A 19,714-nucleotide genomic window follows, 5' to 3' on the forward strand; every position below is an offset into this window, starting at 1 on the left:
TCCGGGACGCTAGGAGGAGGCCGTTACTGGTGAATTACTGAGCCGCGCGGCGAAGTCCGGGTGAACGGCCCGGCCGCACGTGACGGGCGTCTCTGGCGCCCAAAAACTAACGCCGCTAGTTTGGGGTGCTGACGACATCGGCCGTATCCATGTCCGGGAGGAAATGCCATGAAGGCCCACGACGGTATGTACATCGGCGGGGAGTGGCGCCCCTCATCGGGCGCGGACACGATCGCGGTCGTGAACCCGGCGGACGAGCAGGTCATCGCCCATGTCCCGGCCGGAACCGCCGAGGACATCGACGCCGCGGTACGGGCCGCCCGAGCCGCGTTCCCCGGCTGGTCCGCCACCCCGCCCGCCGAACGGGCCGCGCGGATCGCCGCCCTGCGCGATGTCCTGGTGGCCCGCAAGGACGAGATCGCCGCCACCGTCACCGCCGAACTCGGCGCGCCGCTCGCGCTGTCGCAGGCGGTGCACGCGGGTGTGCCGGTCCTGGTCGCCGGTTCGTACGCGGAACTTGCCGCGTCGTACCCCTTCGAGGAGAAGCACGGCAACTCCACCGTCCTGCTGGAGCCCGTCGGTGTCGTCGGGGCGATCACCCCGTGGAACTACCCGCTGCACCAGATCGTCGCCAAGGTGGCTCCGGCACTTGCGGCAGGCTGCACGATCGTCCTCAAGCCCGCCGAGGACACCCCGCTGACCGCACAGCTCTTCGCCGAGGCGACCGAGGAGGCCGGCCTGCCCGCCGGTGTCTTCAACCTGGTCACCGGCCTCGGCCCGGTCGCCGGACAGGCCCTCGCCGCGCACGAGGACGTCGACCTGGTCTCGTTCACCGGCTCCACCGCCGTCGGGAAGCAGATCGGCGCCACCGCGGGCGGCGCGGTCAAGCGCGTCGCGCTGGAGCTCGGCGGCAAGTCCGCCAACGTCATCCTGCCCTCGGCCGATCTGGCCAAGGCCGTCAACGTCGGCGTCGCCAACGTGATGTCCAACTCCGGCCAGACGTGCAGCGCCTGGACCCGGATGCTCGTCGACGGCGAGCGGTACGAGGAAGCCGTCGCTCTCGCTGCTGCGGCCGTCGCCAAGTACGTACCGGGGGAGCGGGTCGGCCCCGTCGTCAACGCCAAGCAGCAGGCCCGGGTACGCGGTTACATCGAGAAGGGCATCGAGGAGGGCGCCCGGCTCGTCGCCGGTGGCCCAGCGGCCCCGCACCCGACCGGTTACTACGTCAGCCCCACCGTGTTCGCCGATGTCACCCCGGAGATGACGATCGCCCAGGAGGAGATCTTCGGCCCGGTCATTTCGATCCTGAAGTACGAGGACGAGGACGACGCGCTCCGGATCGCCAACGGCACGGTGTACGGGCTCGCGGGCGCCGTCTGGGCCGCCGACGATGCTGAAGCCGTCGCCTTCGCCCGCCGGATGGACACCGGGCAGGTCGACATCAACGGCGGCCGGTTCAACCCGATCGCCCCGTTCGGCGGCTACAAGCAGTCCGGCGTCGGCCGTGAGCTCGGTCAGCACGGCCTCGGTGAATATCTCCAGACCAAGTCCCTCCAGTTCTGAACCGTCCCCGCACACCCCGATCAGCAAGGAGCCGGTCCGTGGTCCGCGCCGCCGTACTGCCCGCCGTCGGAGCTCCCCTGGAGGTCACCGACATCGAACTCCCGGAGCCCGGACCCGGCCAGGTGAGGATCCGTCTCGCTGCCGCCGGGGTCTGCCACTCCGACCTGTCCCTGTCCGACGGCACCATGCGGGTGCCCGTCCCCGCCGTCCTCGGCCATGAGGGAGCAGGCACCGTCCTCTCCGTCGGCGAGGGCGTCACCCACGTGGCGCCGGGCGACGGCGTCGTACTCAACTGGGCGCCTTCCTGCGGCAGCTGCCACCACTGCGGGATCGGTGAGGTCTGGCTGTGCGCCGACGCGCTGACGGGTGCGGGCAACGTCCACGCCCGTACGGCCGACGGCACGGAACTCCACCCCGGCCTGAACGTCGCGGCGTTCGCCCAGGAGACGGTCGTCGCGGCGAACTGCGCACTGCCCGCCCCGGCCGGCATCCCGCTGACCGACGCCGCCCTGCTCGGCTGCGCGGTCCTCACCGGATACGGCGCCGTCCACCACAGCGCCCGGGTCCGGTCCGGCGAGACGGTCGTCGTCTTCGGCATCGGCGGCGTCGGCCTGGCCGTGCTCCAGTCCGCCCGCATCGCCGGAGCCTCGAAGATCATCGCCGTCGATGTCTCCCCGGAGAAGGAGGAACTCGCCCGCCGGGCCGGCGCCACCGACTACGTCATCGCCTCCGACGCCACGCCGCGCGCGATCCGCAGGCTCACCGGTGGACAGGGCGCGGACGTCGCCGTCGAGTGCGTCGGCCGGCCCGCGACCATCCGCGGTGCGTGGGACTCCACCCGGCGCGGCGGCCGCACCACCGTCGTCGGCATCGGCGGCAAGGACCAGCAGGTGACCTTCAATGCCCTGGAGATCTTCCACTGGGGCCGTTCGCTGTCCGGCTGCGTCTACGGGAACAGCGACCCCGCCCGCGATCTGCCCGTGCTCGCCGAGCACATCCGGGCCGGCAGGTTCGACCTCTCCATGATGGTCACCGAACGGATCGCGCTGGACGGGATCCCGGCAGCCTTCGACAACATGATCGCGGGCAAGGGCGGACGGGCCCTGGTGGTCTTCTAGCCGTTGCCCGGAAGGGACCCCGGCCGCCCTCGGTGGCGGCCGGGGATTTCGCCGTGTCCGGCCCTTCCTCGTCGCGGCCGTCTGAGTGTCATGTGAAGGTAAAAACTGCTGCTGCACGACCCGTTGACCGGCATACCGTCCGGTCAGTACGGTCCCGGGACCGACGGATCAGCCCCGTCGGGACCCCGTCCCCCGCACCCACCGGAGTGTGCACGCATGGACACGTCACCATCCGCCAGCCCGGGCACCACCGAGACCGTCCCGACCCCCACCGAGACGCGGGCCCGCCGCAAGGTGGCCACCGCCGCAGCGCTCGCATCCGCGGTGGAGTGGTACGACTACTTCGTTTTCGGCATCGCCGCCGCCCTGGTCCTCGGAGACCTCTACTTCCCCGCGGGCAGTGGCTCCGCCGGTGTCCTCGCCGCGTTCGCGACCTTCGCCGTGGGCTTCCTGGCCCGTCCGCTCGGCGGCATCATCGCGGGCCAGCTCGGCGACAAGCGCGGTCGCAAACCCATGCTGGTCCTCGCGCTCACCCTGATGGGCGTGGCCACCACGGGCATCGGCCTGCTTCCCACGTACGAGACGATCGGCATCGCCGCTCCGGTGCTGCTCGTCACCCTGCGCGTCGTCCAGGGCATCGCAGTCGGCGCCCAGTGGGGCGGCGCCATGCTGATGGCCACCGAATACGCCCCCGAGGGCAAGCGCGGCGTCTACGGAAGCCTCGTCCAACTCGGCGTCCCCATCGGTGTGGTGACCGCCAACACCGTCTTCCTCGCCGCAGGAGCCCTCACCAGTGACAGCGAGTTCGCCGCCTGGGGCTGGCGGGTGCCGTTCCTGGTCGGCCTGCTGGTCCTGGTCCTCGCCTGGTACATCCACACGCGCGTCGAGGAGACCCCCGAGTTCCGCGAGGCCGAGAAGGAACTGGCCGAGCAGGAGGCGAGCCGCTCCGCGCGCTCCCCGCTGCGCACCATCGTGCGGGAGCACCTCGGCACGGTCTTCCTCGCGGGCGGCTCGTTCGCCGTGAACACCGCGACCTTCTACATCATCATCACCGGCGTCCTGGACTACACGACCCGTGAGCTCGGCATGAAGCGCGAGGCCGTCCTCACGGTCTCGCTCTGCATCAGCCTCACCCAGCTCGTCCTGATACCGGCGTCGGCGGCGTTGTCCGACCGCATCGGGCGGCTTCGGATCTACGCGCTCGGGGCGGCCGGGCTCGCCGTGTGGGCGGTGCCGATGTTCCTGCTCATCGACACCAAGTCGCTGCTCTGGATGGCCGTCGGCACCTTTGTCACCAGCTGTTTCCTCAGCATCATGTACGGGCCGCAGGCGGCGTTGTTCGCCGAGCTGTTCACGGCCGAGATGCGCTACACCGGCGCCTCGCTCGGCTACCAGATCGCGGCGGTGTTCGGCGGCGGCCTGGCCCCGTTCGTGATGGTGCTGCTGCTGGAGGCGACGGGCACGTCGATGGCGGTGGCTGCCTACATCATAGGCTTGGCGGTCATCGCACTGGTCTCCATCAAGGTCCTTGCGGGGCGGGCGAGTTCACGCTGATCACGGCTCCCGGACCCGGTCCGGCTCCGGCACCGGTGGCTCCCCGCACCGGTCCCGGAGCCGCCGCGAGCCGGACGGGAGGTGATCGCTGTGGACCCCCGCAGCACCTTGCGGCGACGGGACGCCGACCGGCGCAACGGGTCGCGGACAGGGGCTGCCGGGCCCTCGTGGTGTTCCGACCCGGGCTCACATCGTCGGCCCGGCCACCGACCGGTGCGTGGTGAGCAGCCGGGCATCCATCTCGCCCTGCTCGAAGAGCCGGGAGGCCGGACCCACGATCAGCGGGTCCGGCTCGCGGACCACCGTCGTGTCCTTGTCCGGGTAGTCGAAGCGGTGCAGCACGTGCCGGATCGCCTCCAGCCTGGCCCGCTTCTTGTCGTTGCTCTTCACCACGGTCCAGGGCGCGTCCGCCGTGTCCGTGTGGAACAGCATCAGTTCCTTGGCCTCCGTGTACGCGTCCCACTTGTCCAGCGAGGCGAGGTCGACCGGGCTCAGTTTCCACTGCCGTACCGGGTCTATCTGGCGGATCATGAACCGGTTGCGCTGCTCGTTGCGGGAGACGGAGAACCAGAACTTCACCAGCTGGATGCCGTCCCGGGCGAGCATCCGCTCGAAGCCCGGTGCCTGGTGCATGAATTCGAGGTACTCGCGGGTCGTGCAGAACCCCATCACCCGCTCCACGCCTGCCCGGTTGTACCAGGAACGGTCGAAGAGCACGATCTCCCCGGCGCTCGGCAGATGTGCCGTGTACCGCTGGAAGTACCACTGGGTGCGTTCGCGTTCGGTGGGCTTCTCCAGCGCCACGACCCGCGCGCCACGGGGGTTGAGGTGCTCGGTGAACCGGTTGATCGTGCCGCCCTTGCCGGCCGCGTCGCGCCCCTCGAAGAGAATGACGAGCCGCTCGTTGCGCTCCTTCACCCAGTGCTGGAACTTGAGCAGCTCGATCTGCAGCGCGCGCTTGTCCTTCTCGTATGCCTTCCGGCCGAGCTTGTAGTTGTACGGATAGTCCTCGCGCCAGGCGTCGCGCGCCCGCCCGTCGGGCATCACCAGGACCGGATCGTCGTCCCCGCTGTCGGTCACGCCGAAGGCTTCGAGCTCGGCGCCACCGTGCCGGGCCGCCCAGGCGAGGGCGGCCTCCCTGTGGTCAGCGTCGTCGGCAGCCTTGTTCCTCTTCTTCCGTTTCCTGCGGCTGCTCGGATCCTTGGCGCTCCGGGTCATGACGGCGTCCCTCCACCGGCTGTGCCCGACCATTTCGGGTGCGTCCAGTCTGCGGACGCTTCCGGGAGACCGCCACCCCGGCCAGACAGAGCAGGCCACCGCCGACCGTGAGCAGCGCGGGCACCTCGCCGAGCAGCAGCCACGACATCAGCACCACCAGCGCGGGGACCGCATATGTGGTGGCGCCCATCCGTCCCGCAGTGGTGCGGGCGAGCGCATAGGCCCAGGTGGTGAAGGCCAGGGCGGTCGGGAAGACGCCCAGATAGACCATGTTCAGCGTCGCGGACACCGGGGCGTCGGCCGCCTCGGAGATCAGCACACCGGAGAACGGCAGACAGGCGACGGTACCGACCACACAGCCGAACGCGGTGATCTGCAGCGCCGAGCCGTGCCGCAGCGCCGGCTTCTGGGCGACCACCCCGCCCGCGTACGCCGCCGCCGCCAGCAGGCAGAGCGCCACCCCGAGCACCGACGAACTCCCGTCTCCCGACATGGAGAGACCGACCACCGCGGCGCCCGCGAACGACACGGCCATGCCCGTCAGCAGCCTGCGCGGCAGCCCCTCGCCCAGCAGCCGGGCGCCGAGCAGTGCGATCAGGATCGGGCCGATGTTCACGACCATGGCGGCCGTGCCCGCGTCGACCTGCTGCTCGCCCCAGTTCAGTACCACCATGTAGAGCCCGAACCAGAGCAGCCCGGACGTGACGATGCCCGGCCACGCCGCCCTGGACGGCAGCCCCTCGCGGCGTACGAGAAGGATCGCGCCGAGCGTCAGCGAACCCGCGAGCAGCCGGCCGAGCGCGAGTGCACCGGGCGAGTAGGACTCACCGGCACTGCGGATGGAGACGAAGGCGGAGGCCCACAGCACCACGGTGGTGCCGGCCGCGGCGATCGCCCGCCGGTCGCGGACCGCGGGTCCGGTGGCGGGCGCGGCGGAGGCGGGTATGGGTGTCGTCATGAGCCCGACTCTAAACGGGGAACGGTTCGGCCCTCACCGAATGTTTTCCGGCTCGATTCCGAGCAGCTCGTGCAGCACCCGCTCCCCGTCCCCGGTCGCCTTCACCGCCCGCCCGGACCCGATCCTGACGCACCAGCCGGCATCCAGGGCGTGCCTGCACAACGCGGCGCCCGCCGCCCCTGCCAGATGAGGCCTGCGCTCCGTCCAGTCCAGACAGCTGCGTACGAGAGGACGCCGCGTCCCCGTGTCCAGACCGATGCCCAGCTCCGCGAACCAGCCGAGACCCATGTCGGTGAGCGCGAAGCCGGTGTCCTGCCGCAGCAGTCCCCGAGCGGTCATCGCGTCCGCGATCGCGATGCCGATCCGGCCCGCGAGGTGGTCGTAACAGGTGCGTCCGCGGGCCAGTGCGCTGCTCGTGCTTGCCGCCCGCAGGGTCTGTGGCCGCTCCCCGTCACCGGGTGCGGCCCGGGCGGCGAGGTCCTCGACGAGATGGGCGGTCCGTTCGTCGGCGAGCCGCACATAGCGGTGGCGGCCCTGCCGCTCCTCGGTCAGCAGCCCCCCGGCGATCAGCTTCCCCAGATGTTCGCTGGCGGTCGACGGCGCCACCGACGCGTACCGCGCCAGCTCCCCAGCCGTCCAGGCGCGGCCGTCGAGCAGGGCCAGACAGAAGGAGGCGCGGGTCTCGTCGGCGAGGAGTGCGGCCAGGGCGGCGAGGCGGGGCGCGGCCGGGTCGTGGGGTGCCATGCGTGCCATGCACCCAGGATGCGTCAGGAACGCTTCGGCGCCGGCCGAACCGTGTGCGCGGCAGAGCCCTGCTCGTACTGCAGGGCGAGGCCGTCGAGCAACGCCCGCAGCCCGGTCTCGAACGCGCCTTCGTCGACCTGCTGACGGCGGTCGGCCAGCAGATGGGCCTGGCCGAGGTGCGGATAGTCGGCGGGGTCGTACGCAGTCTCGTCGTCGACGAAGCCGCGCGCGAACGAGCCCAGCGCCGAGCCGGTGATGAAGTACCGCATCAGTGCGCCGATGTACGTGGCCTGGGCGGGCGGCCAGCCCGCGCGGACCATCGCACCGAACGCCGCGTCGGCGACCCGCAGCCCGGCCGGACGGCGGCCGGGGCCCTGGGCCAGCACCGGGACGATGTGCGGGTGCTCGGCGAGCGCCGCCCGATAGGAGACCGCCCAGTCGTGCAGGGCCGCTTGCCAGTCGCGGCCGTCGGACTCGTCGAACATCGACAGATCGACCTGCGCGGACACGGCGTCCGCGACCGCGTCCAGGATCTCGTCCTTGTTGCGGAAGTGGTTGTAGAGCGAGGGTCCGCTGACCCCGAGTTCGGCCGCGAGCCGGCGGGTGGAGACGGCGTCGAGCCCCTCGGCGTCCACGAGCGCGCTCGCCGTCTCGACGATGCGGTCTCTGCTGAGGAGGGGCTTGCGCGGTCGGGCCATGCGGCACATAGTAGGGCCTGCGAACGTAAAACTAGCAGTGCTAATTAAAAGTGGGAGAACCGAAGGATGAACCTGGAGCTCAGCGAGGAGCAGGATGCCGTCCGGCAGCTCGCCAAGGACTTCGTCGCCCGCGAGATCACCCCGCATGTCGTCGAGTGGGACCGCGCCGAGAATGTCGACAGGCCGATCGTCAAGAAGCTGGGTTCCCTCGGCTTCCTCGGGCTGACCGTCCCGGAGGAGTACGGCGGCTCGGGCGGTGATCACCTGGCGTACTGCCTGGTCACCGAGGAACTCGGCCGCGGCGACTCCTCGGTCCGCGGTATCGTCTCGGTCTCCCTGGGGCTGGTCGCCAAGACCATCGCCACCTGGGGCGACGAGGAGCAGAAGCGGCAGTGGCTGCCCCCGCTCACCGCGGGCGAGGCGATCGGCTGCTTCGGCCTCACCGAGCCCGGCACCGGCTCGGACGCCGGCAACCTGACGACGAAGGCCGTCCGCGACGGCGACTCGTACGTCATCAACGGCACCAAGATGTTCATCACCAACGGCACCTGGGCCGACGTCGTACTGCTCTTCGCCCGCACCGGCGACGCCCCCGGCCACAAGGGCATATCCGCATTCCTGGTGCCCACCGACACTCCCGGTCTCACCCGCCGCACCATCCACGGCAAGCTCGGTCTGCGCGGCCAGGCCACTGCCGAAGTGGTCCTGGAGGACGTCCGCGTCCCCGCCACCACGCTCCTGGGCCCCGAGGGCAAGGGCTTCTCCATCGCCATGTCCGCCCTCGCCAAGGGCCGGATGTCGGTCGCGGCCGGCTGTGTCGGCATCGCACAGGCCGCCCTCGACGCCGCCGTCGGCTACGCGGGCGAACGTGAGCAGTTCGGCAAGTCCATCGCGAGCTACCAGCTCGTCCAGGAACTGATCAGCGATATCGCGGTGGACGTGGACGCCGCCCGGCTGCTGACCTGGCGGGTCGCCGACCTGATCGACCGCGGCGAGGACTTCGCCACCGCGGCGTCCAAGGCGAAGCTCTTCGCCTCCGAGGCCGCCGTCCGTGCAGCCAACAACGCCCTCCAGGTCTTCGGCGGTTACGGCTACATCGACGAGTACCCGGTCGGCAAGCTGCTGCGCGACGCCCGGGTGATGACGCTCTACGAAGGCACCAGCCAGATCCAGAAGCTGATCATCGGCCGTGCCCTGACGGGGGTCTCCGCCTTCTGAGCCGTCGCACCCGAACGGGCGTCTGAGTACGGGGCTGAGTACGGGGGCGGATGTGCCGGGCACCGCAGCGGTCGATGCTGTCCACCATGAGTGAGACGACATCGGTCAAGCAGCAGAGCACCGCGGCCTTCTACGGACAGGCCGTCGCATCCTTCGGGGTGGCGATGGGTGCGGTGACCCTCGGCATCTACTTCCTCGACGCGAACGCCTGGGTGCGGGGCTTCCTCGCCATCGGCGTCCTCTACCTTGTCACGTCCTGCTTCACCCTCGCCAAGGTCATCCGGGACCGCCAGGAGGCGGGGCAGCTCATCAGCCGGGTCGACCAGGCCCGGCTGGAGAAGATCCTCGCCGAGCACGACCCCTTCCAGAAGCTCTGACGACCTCCACCCCCCGACCCCTAAGCGCTTGCTCAGGTTCGGGGTATGGTGTGCGTCCTGGTGAACGGAAGGGGTCTGTGACGATGAGCACGGCGGATGATACCGGCGGCGACGGTACGCCGTGGGGCGAGGTGACGCCCGAGGCGGCCAGACGGCTCCTCGTCGCGGCCGTCGACGCCTTCGCCGAGCGCGGGTACCACGCGACCACCACCCGGGACATCGCGGGCCGCGCCGGGATGAGCCCTGCCGCGCTCTACATCCACTACAAGACGAAGGAAGAGCTGCTCCACCGGATCAGCAGGATCGGTCACGACCGGGCCCTGCTCCTCCTGGAGACGGCCGCGGACAGCGAAGGCACGGCGTCCGAGCGGCTCGCCCACGCCGTGCGGTCCTTCGTCCGCTGGCACGCGGAAGGGCACACCACCGCCCGCGTGGTCCAGTACGAACTCGACGCCCTCGGCCCGGAGCACCGCACCGAGATCGTCGCGCTGCGGCGCAGGAGCGACGCGGTGATCCGACGGATCATCAGTGAAGGCGTGGAGGCGGGGGAGTTCGACGTCCCCGACATCCCGGGCACCACGCTGGCCGTGCTCTCGCTCTGCATCGATGTGGCGCGCTGGTTCAGCGCGCAGGGGAGCCGGACGCCCGACGAGGTCGGCGCGCTCTACGCCGACCTCGTCCTGCGGATGGTCGCGGCCCAGCGGTAGGGCGACTCGGCGCCGTTCCGCTGGGCTCAGAAGTAGTAGCGCGACACCGACTCGGCGACGCAGACCGGCTTGTCGCCGCCCTCGCGCTCGACCGTGACGACGGCGGTGACCTGGACGCCGCCGCCCGCCTCCTCGACGCTCTTGAGGGCGGCTGTCGCCCGCAGTCGCGAGCCCACCGGCACGGTGGCCGGGAAACGGACCTTGTTGGTGCCGTAGTTGATGCCCATCTTCATGCCTTCGACCCGCATGATCTGCGGGACCAGCGCCGGAAGCAGCGAGAGCGTGAGATAGCCGTGCGCGATCGTCGTGCCGAACGGGCCGGCCGCGGCACGCTCCGGGTCCACATGGATCCACTGGTGGTCCCCGGTGGCATCGGCGAAGAGATCGACCCGCTTCTGGTCGATCTCCAACCAGTCGCTGTGCCCCAGCTGCTCGCCCACCCCGTCGCGCAGCTCCTGCGCGGACGTGAAGATCCTCGGCTCTGCCATGTCCCTGGTCCTGCCTTCCCGCTCTCGACCGTGCATCGTCGTGCATGCGTCGTTCATCGCTACTGTCTAAGCGCTTGCTCAGCATGGTTGGGTGTGGCGTTCCTGTCAACGACGGACCGGCCGGGGGGAGTGCACGTAGGGTTCGAGGGGTGCCCCAGATCCCACAGACACTCCATGAACTCTCGGTCGGCCAGCTCTCCGCGCGCAGCGGTGCCGCCGTTTCGGCCCTGCACTTCTACGAGGCCAAGGGCCTGATCAGCAGCCGCCGCACCAGCGGCAACCAGCGCCGCTACAGCAGGGACGCGCTGCGCCGGGTCGCCTTCGTCCGTGCGGCGCAGCGGGTCGGCATACCGCTGGCCACGATCCGCGAGGCGCTGGCCGAGCTCCCGGAGGAGCGCACCCCGAACCGCGACGACTGGGCGCGGCTGTCCGAGGCGTGGCGCTCCGAACTCGACGAGCGGATCAAGCAGCTGGGCCGGCTGCGCGACCACCTCACCGACTGCATCGGCTGCGGCTGCCTGTCACTGGAGACATGCGTGCTCTCCAACCCGAACGACATCTCCGGGGACTCGATCAGCGGCTCCCGGCTGATGCCGGAGCGCCGGTCGGCGGACTGCCGGTAAGCGAGTCGCGGGCCGGGGCGGAGCGGGCACTCCTCATGCCGCGGACGTCAGGTCCCTGGTCCGTATGCGCCGCGCCCTCGCCAGCGCCCTCGGCGTGAGCACCGGCTGCGGCACCACGATCCCGCAGTCGGTGCAGACCGGCCCCGACCACGGCTCGTGGTCGAGGTCCTGGCGCCAGACGATCCCGGTCCTCGCGCACACCGGGCAGGTCGTGCCCGGCTCCGACTCCAGCGCGGCGATCAGCCGGCCCAGCACCTCGCCCAGCGGTGCGGACGGATGGACCGCCGGATCGTCGCAGCGCGCCACCCCGTTCCCGCCCCACGTGCGCCGGTGCCAGTCGTCGAACGCGCCCGGCCGGCGCAGCCCTTCGTGCTTCTCCCGCCTGCGGCGCTGGGCGAACCCCGCCTCGTACCCCAGCCAGACGGCCCGGGCCTCCTCCAGCTCCTCCAGCGCGCGCACCAGCCGCACCGGATCGGGGGCCCGGTCCTCGGGCTCGATCCGGTGCCGGGCACACAGATGGTGCCAGGTCGCCCGGTGACCGTAGGGGGCGAACCTCTCCAGGCACTTGCGCAGCGAGTACCGCCGTAGCGCCAGGTCACACCGCGGATCGCGGACCTGTCTCGCAAGACTGCGGAAACCGGCCATCGAACTGCCACCTCCGTCGCTCGTACTTCGGCGTCAAGGGATGGACGTACGACTGCCCGATTCGGCTCCATCGAAAGGTGATTCGCGTCCATTGGCCGAGACAGTGCTCGTCGGACGCAGCTCAAACGGGTCGGACCCGGATCGAATCCGGCTCGGACGCGGCGGCATGTGGCGATTCGGAAAAGGTGACCGATGCTCACCTTACCGACGGGTCATACCGCCAGTAACCTCCGGCGCATCGGCCTCCCGGAGGAGCACGCATGCCCCCACGCACCGTCAAGTTCAGAGCCGCCACCGTTGCGGCGGTTCTCACCCTCGGTACCACCCTCCTCGCAGCCTCGCCGCAGTCCGGCGCCGCGGCGCCGGAACCCGTCCCCGTCGCCGACTACTGCCAGGGGCAGTGCGACGACATCCTGCCGCCCGGCGAGAACGGCAACGCCACCCTCGTCGAGATCCTCGGCAACCAGGCGTTCGGCACGCACCCCGCGCACAGCGACGACCAACTCGACCGCTACAACGGCCTGGTGGCCGGGTACACCGGACTCACCGACCAGAAGCTGACCGACTTCTTCAACGACGCTTCGTTCGGCGTACCGAAGGACCAGGTCGAGTCCGTCACCTCGCCGCGCGACGACGTCACCATCACCCGTGACAGGGCGTCAGGCGTCCCGCACATCAAGGGCACCACCCGTTACGGCACCGAGTTCGGCGCCGGGTACGCGGCCGGGCAGGACCGGCTCTGGCTGATGGACCTCTTCCGGCACATCGGGCGCGGCGAACTGACCTCGTTCGCCGGCGGCGCACTCGCCAACCAGGGTCTCGAGCAGCAGTTCTGGCCGCAGGCCCCGTACACCGAGGCCGATCTCGAAGCCCAGGTCGCGTACATCAGGACCCATGAGGGCGCGCGCGGTGAGCAGGCCATGGCCGACGCGCAGGCGTATGTCGACGGCATCAACGCGTACCGCGACAAGTCCAAGAAGGGCCGCTACTTCCCCGGCGAGTACGTCCTCACCGGCAAGATCGACGCGATCACCAACATCGGTGAGATCCAGCCGTTCAAGCTGACCGACCTGATCTCCATCGCCTCGGTCGTCGGCGGTCAGTTCGGTGGCGGCGGTGGCGGCGAAGTGCAGGCGGCACTCTCGCTGCTGTCCGCCCAGCAGAAGTACGGGGTCGCCGAAGGCACCAAGGTCTGGGAGTCGTTCCGGCAGCGGAACGACCCCGAGGCCGTGCTGACCGTCCACGACGGCACGTCCTTCCCCTACGCCGGCAAGCCCGCCCAGGCGCGCGGTACCGCCCTTCCCGACCCGGGCTCGGTCACCCCCGAGCCGCTCGTCCACGACCGCACCGGCTCCGCGGGCACCGACCGGAAGGCCCCGGTCAAGGCCCCGGCCGCGCTCAGGAAGGCCCAGGGCATCTACGACGACGGCGTCATCCCGGAAGGCTCGCTGCCCGGCTCCGGCTCCGGCGCCCAGAAGCGCGGCATGTCCAACGCCCTGCTGGTCTCCGGCAAGCACACCGCGAGCGGAAACCCGATCGCCGTCTTCGGGCCGCAGACCGGCTACTTCGCGCCGCAGCTGATGATGCTCCAGGAGCTCCAGGGCCCCGGCATCAGCGCCCGCGGGGTCGCCTTCGCCGGTGTCGGCATGTACGTCCAGATGGGCCGCGGTCAGGACTACGCGTGGAGCGCAACCTCGGCCGGCCAGGACATCACCGACACGTACGCCATCGAACTGTGCGAGCCGGACGGTTCCGCGCCCACCAAGGACTCCACGCACTACCTCCACCACGGCACCTGCACCGCGATGGAGAAGCTGGAGCGCACCAACTCCTGGACACCGACCGTCGCCGACTCCACGGCGAAGGGCTCCTACCGGATGCAGGTGTGGCGGACCGCGTACGGCATCGTCACCCACCGCGCCACAGTGGGCGGCAAGCCCGTCGCGTACACGTCGCTGCGCACCACCTACCGCCACGAGGCCGACTCGATCATCGGCTTCCAGATGCTCAACGACCCGGCGTACGTGAAGGACGCCGCCTCCTTCCAGCAGGCGGCGAGCAACATCGACTACGCCTTCAACTGGTTCTACGCCGACTCCCGCACCGCCGCCTACTACAACAGCGGCATGAACCCGGTGCGTGCGGCCGGCGTCGACCCGGCCCTGCCCGTCAAGGCCGAGAAGGCGTACGAATGGCAGGGCTACGACCCGGTCGCCAACACCGCCGCCTACACCCCGTTCGCCGAGCACCCGCACTCCAGCGGCCAGGACTACTACGTCTCCTGGAACAACAAGCAGGCCGAGGGGTACGCCTCCGCGGGCTTCGGCCTCAGCGCGGTGCACCGGGCGGATCTGCTCGACGACCGGGTGGCGAAGCTGGTGGAGCAGGGCGGTGTCACCCGCGCCTCGCTCACCCGGGCGATGGCGGAAGCCGCACTCACCGACCTGCGCGGCGAGCAGCTGCTGCCCGAACTGCTGCAGGTACTCCGGTCCCGGCCGGTCGCCGACCCGGAACTGAACGCGGTCATCCAGCAGTTGGAGTCCTGGCGGGCTTCGGGGTCGCAGCGCCGGGAGAGCAGCCCCGGCTCGCACACGTACACCGACGCGGACGCGGTACGGATCATGGACGCGTGGTGGCCGAAGCTGGTCGAGGCCGAGTTCGAGCCGGGTCTCGGCGACAGCCTGTACGGGGCGCTGACCGCCGCTCTCGCCACCGACGAGTCACCGGCGGCCAGCCACGGCCCGAGCGGGGCACACAGCGGATCGGCGTTCCAGTACGGCTGGTGGGGTTTCGTGGACAAGGACCTGCGCCAGGTCCTCGGCCGGCCGGTCAAGGGGCCGCTCGCCAGGACGTACTGCGGAAACGGAGACCTGAGCAGCTGCCGGGACACCCTCCTCGCCTCGCTGAAACAGGCGGCGTCCGAACCGGCCGGCGAGGTCTACCCCGGTGACGACAACTGCGGCGCCGGCGAGCAGTGGTGCACGGACTCGATCATCCACCGCGCGCTGGGCGGGATCAGCCAGAAGGCGATCCACTGGCAGAACCGCCCGACGTACCAGCAGGTGGTGGAGTTCCCCACCCACCGGTAGGCATTCGTTCCACTCCGTCCGGTGCCCGGGGACGGAACCGGTCCGCCGGGCGGGTCCGAACCCTCGGACCCGCCCGGTCCGCCTCACCGGTACTGCAAGTACCTCTTGCGTACCGCCCGGAACGCGGTGAGATCCGCCGCCCAGGCCCCCACCACCTCATCCGTGTCCGCGCCCGCGTCGATCATCGTGCGGACCCGCGTGTTGCCGGTGAGCTTGTCGATCCAGTTGTCCGAGCGCCACGCGAACCCGCTCCACGTCTGCTTCGCCGTCACCAGGAGAGCGATCCCGGTGCGTACCGGGTCGAAGACCTCCCGGTCCTGCACATGCAGTTGCACGCCGCCGACCGTCTTCCCCTGGAACTTGGAGAACGTCGGCGCGAAGTACGCCTCGCGGAACGCGACTCCGGGCAGGTCTAGCGCGTTCGCGGCCGCCGCCCACCGGTGGTCGATGCCTTCCGCGCCGAGCAGTTCGAACGGCCGCGTGGTGCCGCGCCCCTCGGACAGGTTCGTACCCTCGAAGAGGCAGGTCCCGGAGTACACCAGCGCGGTGTCCGGCGTCGGCATGTTGGGGCTCGGCGGCACCCACGGCAGTCCGGTCTCGTCGAAGAAGTCCGAGCGCCGCCATCCCGACATCTTCACGATGTCCAGTTCGACCGGCTGCTCGGCCAGGAACTCCGCGTTGAAGAGCAGCGCGAGCTCCGTGACCGTCATGCCGTGCGCCTGCGCGATCTCCCGGCGCCCCACGAAGGTCGAGAACGCCGGGTCGAGGACCGGCCCGAGCGCCGCCCGCCCGGTCACCGGGTTCGGCCGGTCCAGCACGACGAACCGCTTGCCCGCGAGCGCCGCCGCCTCCATGCAGTCGTAGAGCGTCCAGATGTACGTGTAGAAGCGTGCGCCCGCGTCCTGGATGTCGAAGACGATCGTGTCCACGCCGGACGCGGTGAAGACATCGGCGAGTGGCTGCCCGCTCTTCAAGTACGTGTCGTAGACGGGGAGTCCGGTGGCCGGATCGTCGTAGCGCCCCTCGGAGCCGCCCGCCTGCGCGGTGCCGCGGAAGCCGTGCTCGGGTCCGAAGACCGCGACCAGGTCCACCCGCTCGTCCGGGTGCATCACGTCGACGATGTGGCGCACGTCGGACGTGATCCCGGTCGGGTTGGTGACGACCCCGACCTTCTGCCCCTTCAGCAGTGCGTAGCCGTCCGCGGCCAGCCGGTCGAAGCCGGTGAGGAGCCGGTTCCGCCCCGCGCCGTGCCCCTTCCCGGCCACGGGTCCCGCTGCGGCGGTCCCGGTTCCCGCAGTGGTCGCCGCGAGGGCTCCCACCGCACTGCCGGCGGCCAGCAAACCACGTCTGGACAGGCTCATTCGGCTACCTCCATGATCGCTCCGACTGTCATGGTCACGCACGCTAGCGCGCGCAAGCCCTCCGCGGAACGAGCCGGACGCGACTGCTGTGACAGGAGTGGCGACAACCAGGGCCAACCCCCTTCCCCGACGACATACCGACTGGTTAGTCTGCTGGGGAAGTCGGCTGAGAGAGGCGGGACCCGATGAGTACGGTGCAGGGCGCGGGCGTAGTGGTCACCGGAGCCGGAGGCGGCATCGGCGCCGCTCTGGCCCGCAGATTCGCCGCGGAAGGCGCCAGGGTCGTCGTCAACGACCTCGACGAGGCCCGGATCAAGACGCTTGCCGAGGAGATCGGCGGCACCGCCGTCGCCGGTGACGCCTCACGGATCGTGGATGCCGCCCGGGACGCTCTGGACGGCACCGTCGACATCTACTGCGCCAACGCGGGCCTTGCCTCGCCCGGCGACGTCTTCGCCGACGAGGAGGTCTGGGCGGCGGCCTGGGACGTCAATGTGATGGCCCACGTCCGCGCGGCCCGGGCGCTGCTGCCGGACTGGCTGGAGCGCGGCAGCGGCCGGTTCGTCTCCACCGCGTCCGCCGCCGGTCTGCTGACGATGATCGGCGCGGCGCCGTACAGCGTCACCAAGCACGGGGTCGTCGCCTTCGCCGAATGGCTCTCGCTCACCTACCGCCACCGCGGCGTCAAGGTCCACGCGATCTGCCCGCAGGGCGTACGTACGGACATGCTCACCGCCGCGGGTTCGGCTGGTGAGCTCGTGCTCGCCCCCAGCGCCATCGAGCCGGAGGCCGTCGCCGACGCGCTCTTCGACGCCATGGCCGAGGACCGCTTCCTCGTCCTGCCGCACCCCGAGGTCGCCGGGTACTACCGGGCGCGCACCAAGGACACCGACCACTGGCTCACCAACATGAACCACCTTCAGCAGAAGTGGGAGGAGACCGGCGCATGACCCAGTCCGACACCGACGCCGCCACCGGGTCCATCTACGCGGCAAAGCCCTGGATCTCCCTGCTCAGCGAGGCCCAGCGGGCTCCCGTCAGCCCCGCCGAGACCTTGGTGCACGCCTTTCGCGCCTCCGTCGCCCGCACCCCCGAGCACCCGGCGCTCGCCTACTTCGACGGGCGCCTCAGCTACCGCGAGACCGATGCGCTCTCCGACTCGGTGGCCGGTCATCTCGCCGCGAAGGGCCTGGAGCGCGGCGACCGGGTCGCGATCATGCTGCAGAACTCCCCGCAGTTCGTACTCGCGCTGCTCGGCGCCTGGAAGGCGGGGGCGACCGTCGTCCCGCTCAACCCGATGTACAAGTCCGGAGAGGTCGGCCATGTACTGAAGGACGCCGAGGTCACCGTGCTGATCTGCGCGGACCGGGCATGGGAGTCGTATCTGCGGGACACCGCGGCCGCCGCCCCGACCGTACGGATCGCCGTCACCGCCTGCGAGCTCGACCTCCAGAGCCAGAACGACGACCGGGTCCTGAACTTCGAGCGGCTGCCGGCCCCCGAGGACGCCGACGACCTGATGGCCGTCGCCCGCCGCGGGCTCGCCGCCCCCGAAGGCCGCGAGCTCACCGCCGCCGACGTGGCGCTGATCAGCTACACCTCCGGGACCAGCGGCACCCCCAAGGGCGCCATGAACTCCCACGGCAACATCATGGTCAACGCCGAGCGCCAGCGGACCGGACACCCGGTCGCCGAGGGCTCCTCGTACTTCGCGCTCGCCCCGCTCTTCCACATCACCGGCATGGTGTGCCAGCTGGCCGCCTGTCTCACCAACGCGGGCACCCTCGTCCTCGCGTACCGCTTCCACCCCGGTGTCGTCCTCGACGCGTTCGCCGAGCACCGCCCCGCGTACACCGTCGGCCCGTCGACCGCCTTCATGGCGCTCGCCGCCCACCCCGATGTGACCCGTGAGCACTTCGCCTCGTTCCAGGTGATCTCCTCCGGCGGTGCACCGCTGCCGCCCGCGCTCGTGGAGAAATTCCGTGCGGGCTTCGGCCCGTACATCCGCAACGGCTACGGCCTCACCGAGTGCACGGCGCCCTGCGCCGCCGTACCGCCCGAGCGGGAGGCCCCCGTCGACCCGGTCTCCGGGACGCTCTCCGTCGGCGTTCCCGGCCCGGACACAATCGTCCGGATCCTCGACGAGAACGGCGACGAGGTGCCGTTCGGCGAACAGGGCGAGATCGCCGTCCGCGGCCCCCAGGTCGTCTCCGGCTACTGGCGGCTGCCCGACGCCACCGCCGCCGCCTTCCCGGACGGTGAGCTGCGGACGGGCGACATCGGCTTCATGGACCGCGACGGCTGGCTGTACGTCGTCGACCGCAAGAAGGACATGATCAACGCCTCCGGCTTCAAGGTCTGGCCGCGCGAGGTGGAAGATGTCCTGTACACCCACCCGGCGGTACGGGAGGCGGCCGTCGTCGGCGTCCCCGACGCCTACCGCGGCGAGACCGTCCGGGCGTACGTCAGCCTGCGGCCCGGTGCGGTGGTCGAGCCCGGAGAGCTGGGCGCGTACTGCAAGGAGCGGCTCGCCGCCTACAAGTACCCGCGCGAGGTCGAGATCCTGGCTGAACTCCCGAAGACGGCAAGTGGGAAGATCCTCAGGCGGGAACTGCGTTCAGCGCAGTAGAGCAGCGGAATCATCGTACGGAAGGCAGGTGGCGGCAATGGCCAGAACGACGGACGGGAACGATGCCCCGGTCCCGCAGCGGCTGCTGGCCGCCGCCACCCGGCTCTTCGCCGAGCACGGTTACGACCGCACGTCGGTCCAGGAGATCGTCGAGGCGGCGGGCGTCACCAAGGGGGCGCTGTACCACTACTTCGGGTCCAAGGAGGACCTCCTCCAGGAGGTCTACGCCCGGGTGCTGCGGCTCCAGCAGGAGCGGCTCGACGCCTTCGCCGACGCCGAGGCGCCGGTCGAGCAGCGGCTGCGGGACGCGGCTGCGGATGTCGTCGTCACGACGATCGAGAACCTCGACGACGCGTCGATCTTCTTCCGGTCCATGCACCATCTGAGCCCGGAGAAGAACAAGCAGGTGCGGGTGGAGCGGCGCCGCTACCACGAGCGGTTCCGGGCGCTGGTCGAAGAGGGGCAGCAGAGCGGGGTGTTCTCGACGGCGACGCCGGCGGATCTGGTGGTGGACTACCACTTCGGTTCGGTGCACCACCTGTCGACGTGGTACCGACCGGACGGCCCGCTCAGCCAGCAGGAAGTCGCCGACCATCTGGCCGACCTGCTGCTGCGTGCGCTGCGACCGTAGGCACCGGGGTGCGGTAGTTGCCGCTCCGTCCTCGACCGCCGGGCGGCCTTGATCCTCCCCGCCCGTGACCAGCCCGTTCGTCCTCCATCGCCG

General features: G+C 70.5%; 18 protein-coding genes. 11 read left to right on the plus strand and 7 right to left on the minus strand.

The window, feature by feature from the left end:
* Window positions 1-168 precede the first annotated feature (168 nt).
* From OHB49_RS32875 to OHB49_RS32885, 3 genes are all read left to right on the plus strand, one after another.
* The gene (locus OHB49_RS32875; RefSeq protein ID WP_329164588.1) at window positions 169-1,563 is read left to right on the plus strand and encodes an aldehyde dehydrogenase family protein; all 1,395 of its coding nucleotides are present in this window, start codon (window positions 169-171) and stop codon (window positions 1,561-1,563) included.
* Between the two features lie 38 nt (window positions 1,564-1,601).
* Window positions 1,602-2,681, plus strand: coding sequence for a Zn-dependent alcohol dehydrogenase (locus tag OHB49_RS32880; RefSeq protein ID WP_313936513.1), 1,080 nt, complete (start codon window positions 1,602-1,604; stop codon window positions 2,679-2,681).
* Window positions 2,682-2,897: 216 nt separating this feature from the next.
* A complete protein-coding gene (locus tag OHB49_RS32885; RefSeq protein WP_329164590.1) occupies window positions 2,898-4,235 on the plus strand; it encodes an MFS transporter in 1,338 nt (445 codons plus the stop codon).
* A gap of 186 nt (window positions 4,236-4,421) precedes the next feature.
* Here the strand turns inward: OHB49_RS32885 and ppk2 are convergent, their stop codons facing one another.
* Genes ppk2 through OHB49_RS32905 form a run of 4 tightly spaced genes read right to left on the minus strand, consistent with a single transcriptional unit; the run spans window position 4,422 to window position 7,853 of the window.
* The gene (ppk2, locus tag OHB49_RS32890; protein ID WP_234432760.1) at window positions 4,422-5,453 is read right to left on the minus strand and encodes a polyphosphate kinase 2; all 1,032 of its coding nucleotides are present in this window, start codon (window positions 5,451-5,453) and stop codon (window positions 4,422-4,424) included.
* Window positions 5,380-6,411, minus strand: coding sequence for a DMT family transporter (locus OHB49_RS32895; RefSeq protein WP_329164592.1), 1,032 nt, complete (start codon window positions 6,409-6,411; stop codon window positions 5,380-5,382). The genes ppk2 and OHB49_RS32895 overlap by 74 nt, the downstream gene beginning before the upstream one ends.
* A 33-nt stretch (window positions 6,412-6,444) precedes the next feature.
* Window positions 6,445-7,164 carry an ArsR/SmtB family transcription factor gene (locus tag OHB49_RS32900; protein ID WP_329164593.1) on the minus strand — a complete coding sequence of 240 codons (720 nt, stop codon included), beginning with the start codon at window positions 7,162-7,164 and terminating at the stop codon, window positions 6,445-6,447.
* Between the two features lie 14 nt (window positions 7,165-7,178).
* The gene (locus tag OHB49_RS32905; RefSeq protein WP_030968334.1) at window positions 7,179-7,853 is read right to left on the minus strand and encodes a TetR/AcrR family transcriptional regulator; all 675 of its coding nucleotides are present in this window, start codon (window positions 7,851-7,853) and stop codon (window positions 7,179-7,181) included.
* Between the two features lie 66 nt (window positions 7,854-7,919).
* Here OHB49_RS32905 and OHB49_RS32910 point away from each other — a divergent pair, with 66 nt between their 5' ends.
* From OHB49_RS32910 to OHB49_RS32920, 3 genes are all read left to right on the plus strand, one after another.
* Window positions 7,920-9,071 carry an acyl-CoA dehydrogenase family protein gene (locus OHB49_RS32910; protein ID WP_329164595.1) on the plus strand — a complete coding sequence of 384 codons (1,152 nt, stop codon included), beginning with the start codon at window positions 7,920-7,922 and terminating at the stop codon, window positions 9,069-9,071.
* An 86-nt stretch (window positions 9,072-9,157) separates the two neighbouring features.
* Window positions 9,158-9,448 (plus strand): YiaA/YiaB family inner membrane protein, encoded by a 291-nt coding sequence (locus tag OHB49_RS32915; protein ID WP_030968339.1) that lies wholly within the window; start codon window positions 9,158-9,160, stop codon window positions 9,446-9,448.
* Between the two features lie 83 nt (window positions 9,449-9,531).
* A complete protein-coding gene (locus tag OHB49_RS32920) occupies window positions 9,532-10,155 on the plus strand; it encodes a TetR/AcrR family transcriptional regulator (RefSeq protein WP_329164596.1) in 624 nt (207 codons plus the stop codon).
* A 26-nt stretch (window positions 10,156-10,181) separates the two neighbouring features.
* Here the strand turns inward: OHB49_RS32920 and OHB49_RS32925 are convergent, their stop codons facing one another.
* Complete coding sequence (locus OHB49_RS32925; RefSeq protein WP_030968343.1) at window positions 10,182-10,643, minus strand: MaoC family dehydratase; 462 nt, start codon at window positions 10,641-10,643, stop codon at window positions 10,182-10,184.
* A gap of 149 nt (window positions 10,644-10,792) precedes the next feature.
* On the opposite strand from OHB49_RS32925, the gene soxR reads away from it, so the two are divergent.
* Window positions 10,793-11,266 (plus strand): redox-sensitive transcriptional activator SoxR, encoded by a 474-nt coding sequence (gene soxR, locus OHB49_RS32930; RefSeq protein ID WP_030968345.1) that lies wholly within the window; start codon window positions 10,793-10,795, stop codon window positions 11,264-11,266.
* A 33-nt stretch (window positions 11,267-11,299) separates the two neighbouring features.
* On the opposite strand, the gene OHB49_RS32935 is transcribed toward soxR, so the two are convergent.
* The gene (locus OHB49_RS32935) at window positions 11,300-11,911 is read right to left on the minus strand and encodes a hypothetical protein (protein ID WP_329164597.1); all 612 of its coding nucleotides are present in this window, start codon (window positions 11,909-11,911) and stop codon (window positions 11,300-11,302) included.
* Between the two features lie 260 nt (window positions 11,912-12,171).
* Between OHB49_RS32935 and OHB49_RS32940 the strand changes: the two genes are divergently transcribed.
* Window positions 12,172-15,000: a penicillin acylase family protein gene (locus OHB49_RS32940; RefSeq protein WP_329164598.1), complete on the plus strand. Its 2,829-nt coding sequence runs from the start codon at window positions 12,172-12,174 to the stop codon at window positions 14,998-15,000.
* A gap of 83 nt (window positions 15,001-15,083) precedes the next feature.
* On the opposite strand, the gene OHB49_RS32945 is transcribed toward OHB49_RS32940, so the two are convergent.
* A complete protein-coding gene (locus tag OHB49_RS32945) occupies window positions 15,084-16,361 on the minus strand; it encodes an exo-beta-N-acetylmuramidase NamZ family protein (RefSeq protein WP_329164599.1) in 1,278 nt (425 codons plus the stop codon).
* A gap of 185 nt (window positions 16,362-16,546) precedes the next feature.
* On the opposite strand from OHB49_RS32945, the gene OHB49_RS32950 reads away from it, so the two are divergent.
* From OHB49_RS32950 to OHB49_RS32960, 3 genes are read left to right on the plus strand one after another with little or no spacing between them, the layout of a single operon-like run.
* Window positions 16,547-17,311, plus strand: a complete 765-nt coding sequence (locus OHB49_RS32950; RefSeq protein WP_030968354.1) for an SDR family oxidoreductase — start codon at window positions 16,547-16,549, stop codon at window positions 17,309-17,311.
* A complete protein-coding gene (locus OHB49_RS32955; RefSeq protein WP_329164600.1) occupies window positions 17,308-18,990 on the plus strand; it encodes an AMP-binding protein in 1,683 nt (560 codons plus the stop codon). The genes OHB49_RS32950 and OHB49_RS32955 overlap by 4 nt, the downstream gene beginning before the upstream one ends.
* Window positions 18,991-19,027: 37 nt before the next feature.
* Window positions 19,028-19,621, plus strand: coding sequence for a TetR/AcrR family transcriptional regulator (locus tag OHB49_RS32960; RefSeq protein WP_329164602.1), 594 nt, complete (start codon window positions 19,028-19,030; stop codon window positions 19,619-19,621).
* The last annotated feature ends 93 nt before the right edge of the window (window positions 19,622-19,714 follow it).

This window comes from Streptomyces sp. NBC_01717, assembly GCF_036248255.1.
Classification (GTDB): Bacteria; Actinomycetota; Actinomycetes; order Streptomycetales; family Streptomycetaceae; genus Streptomyces.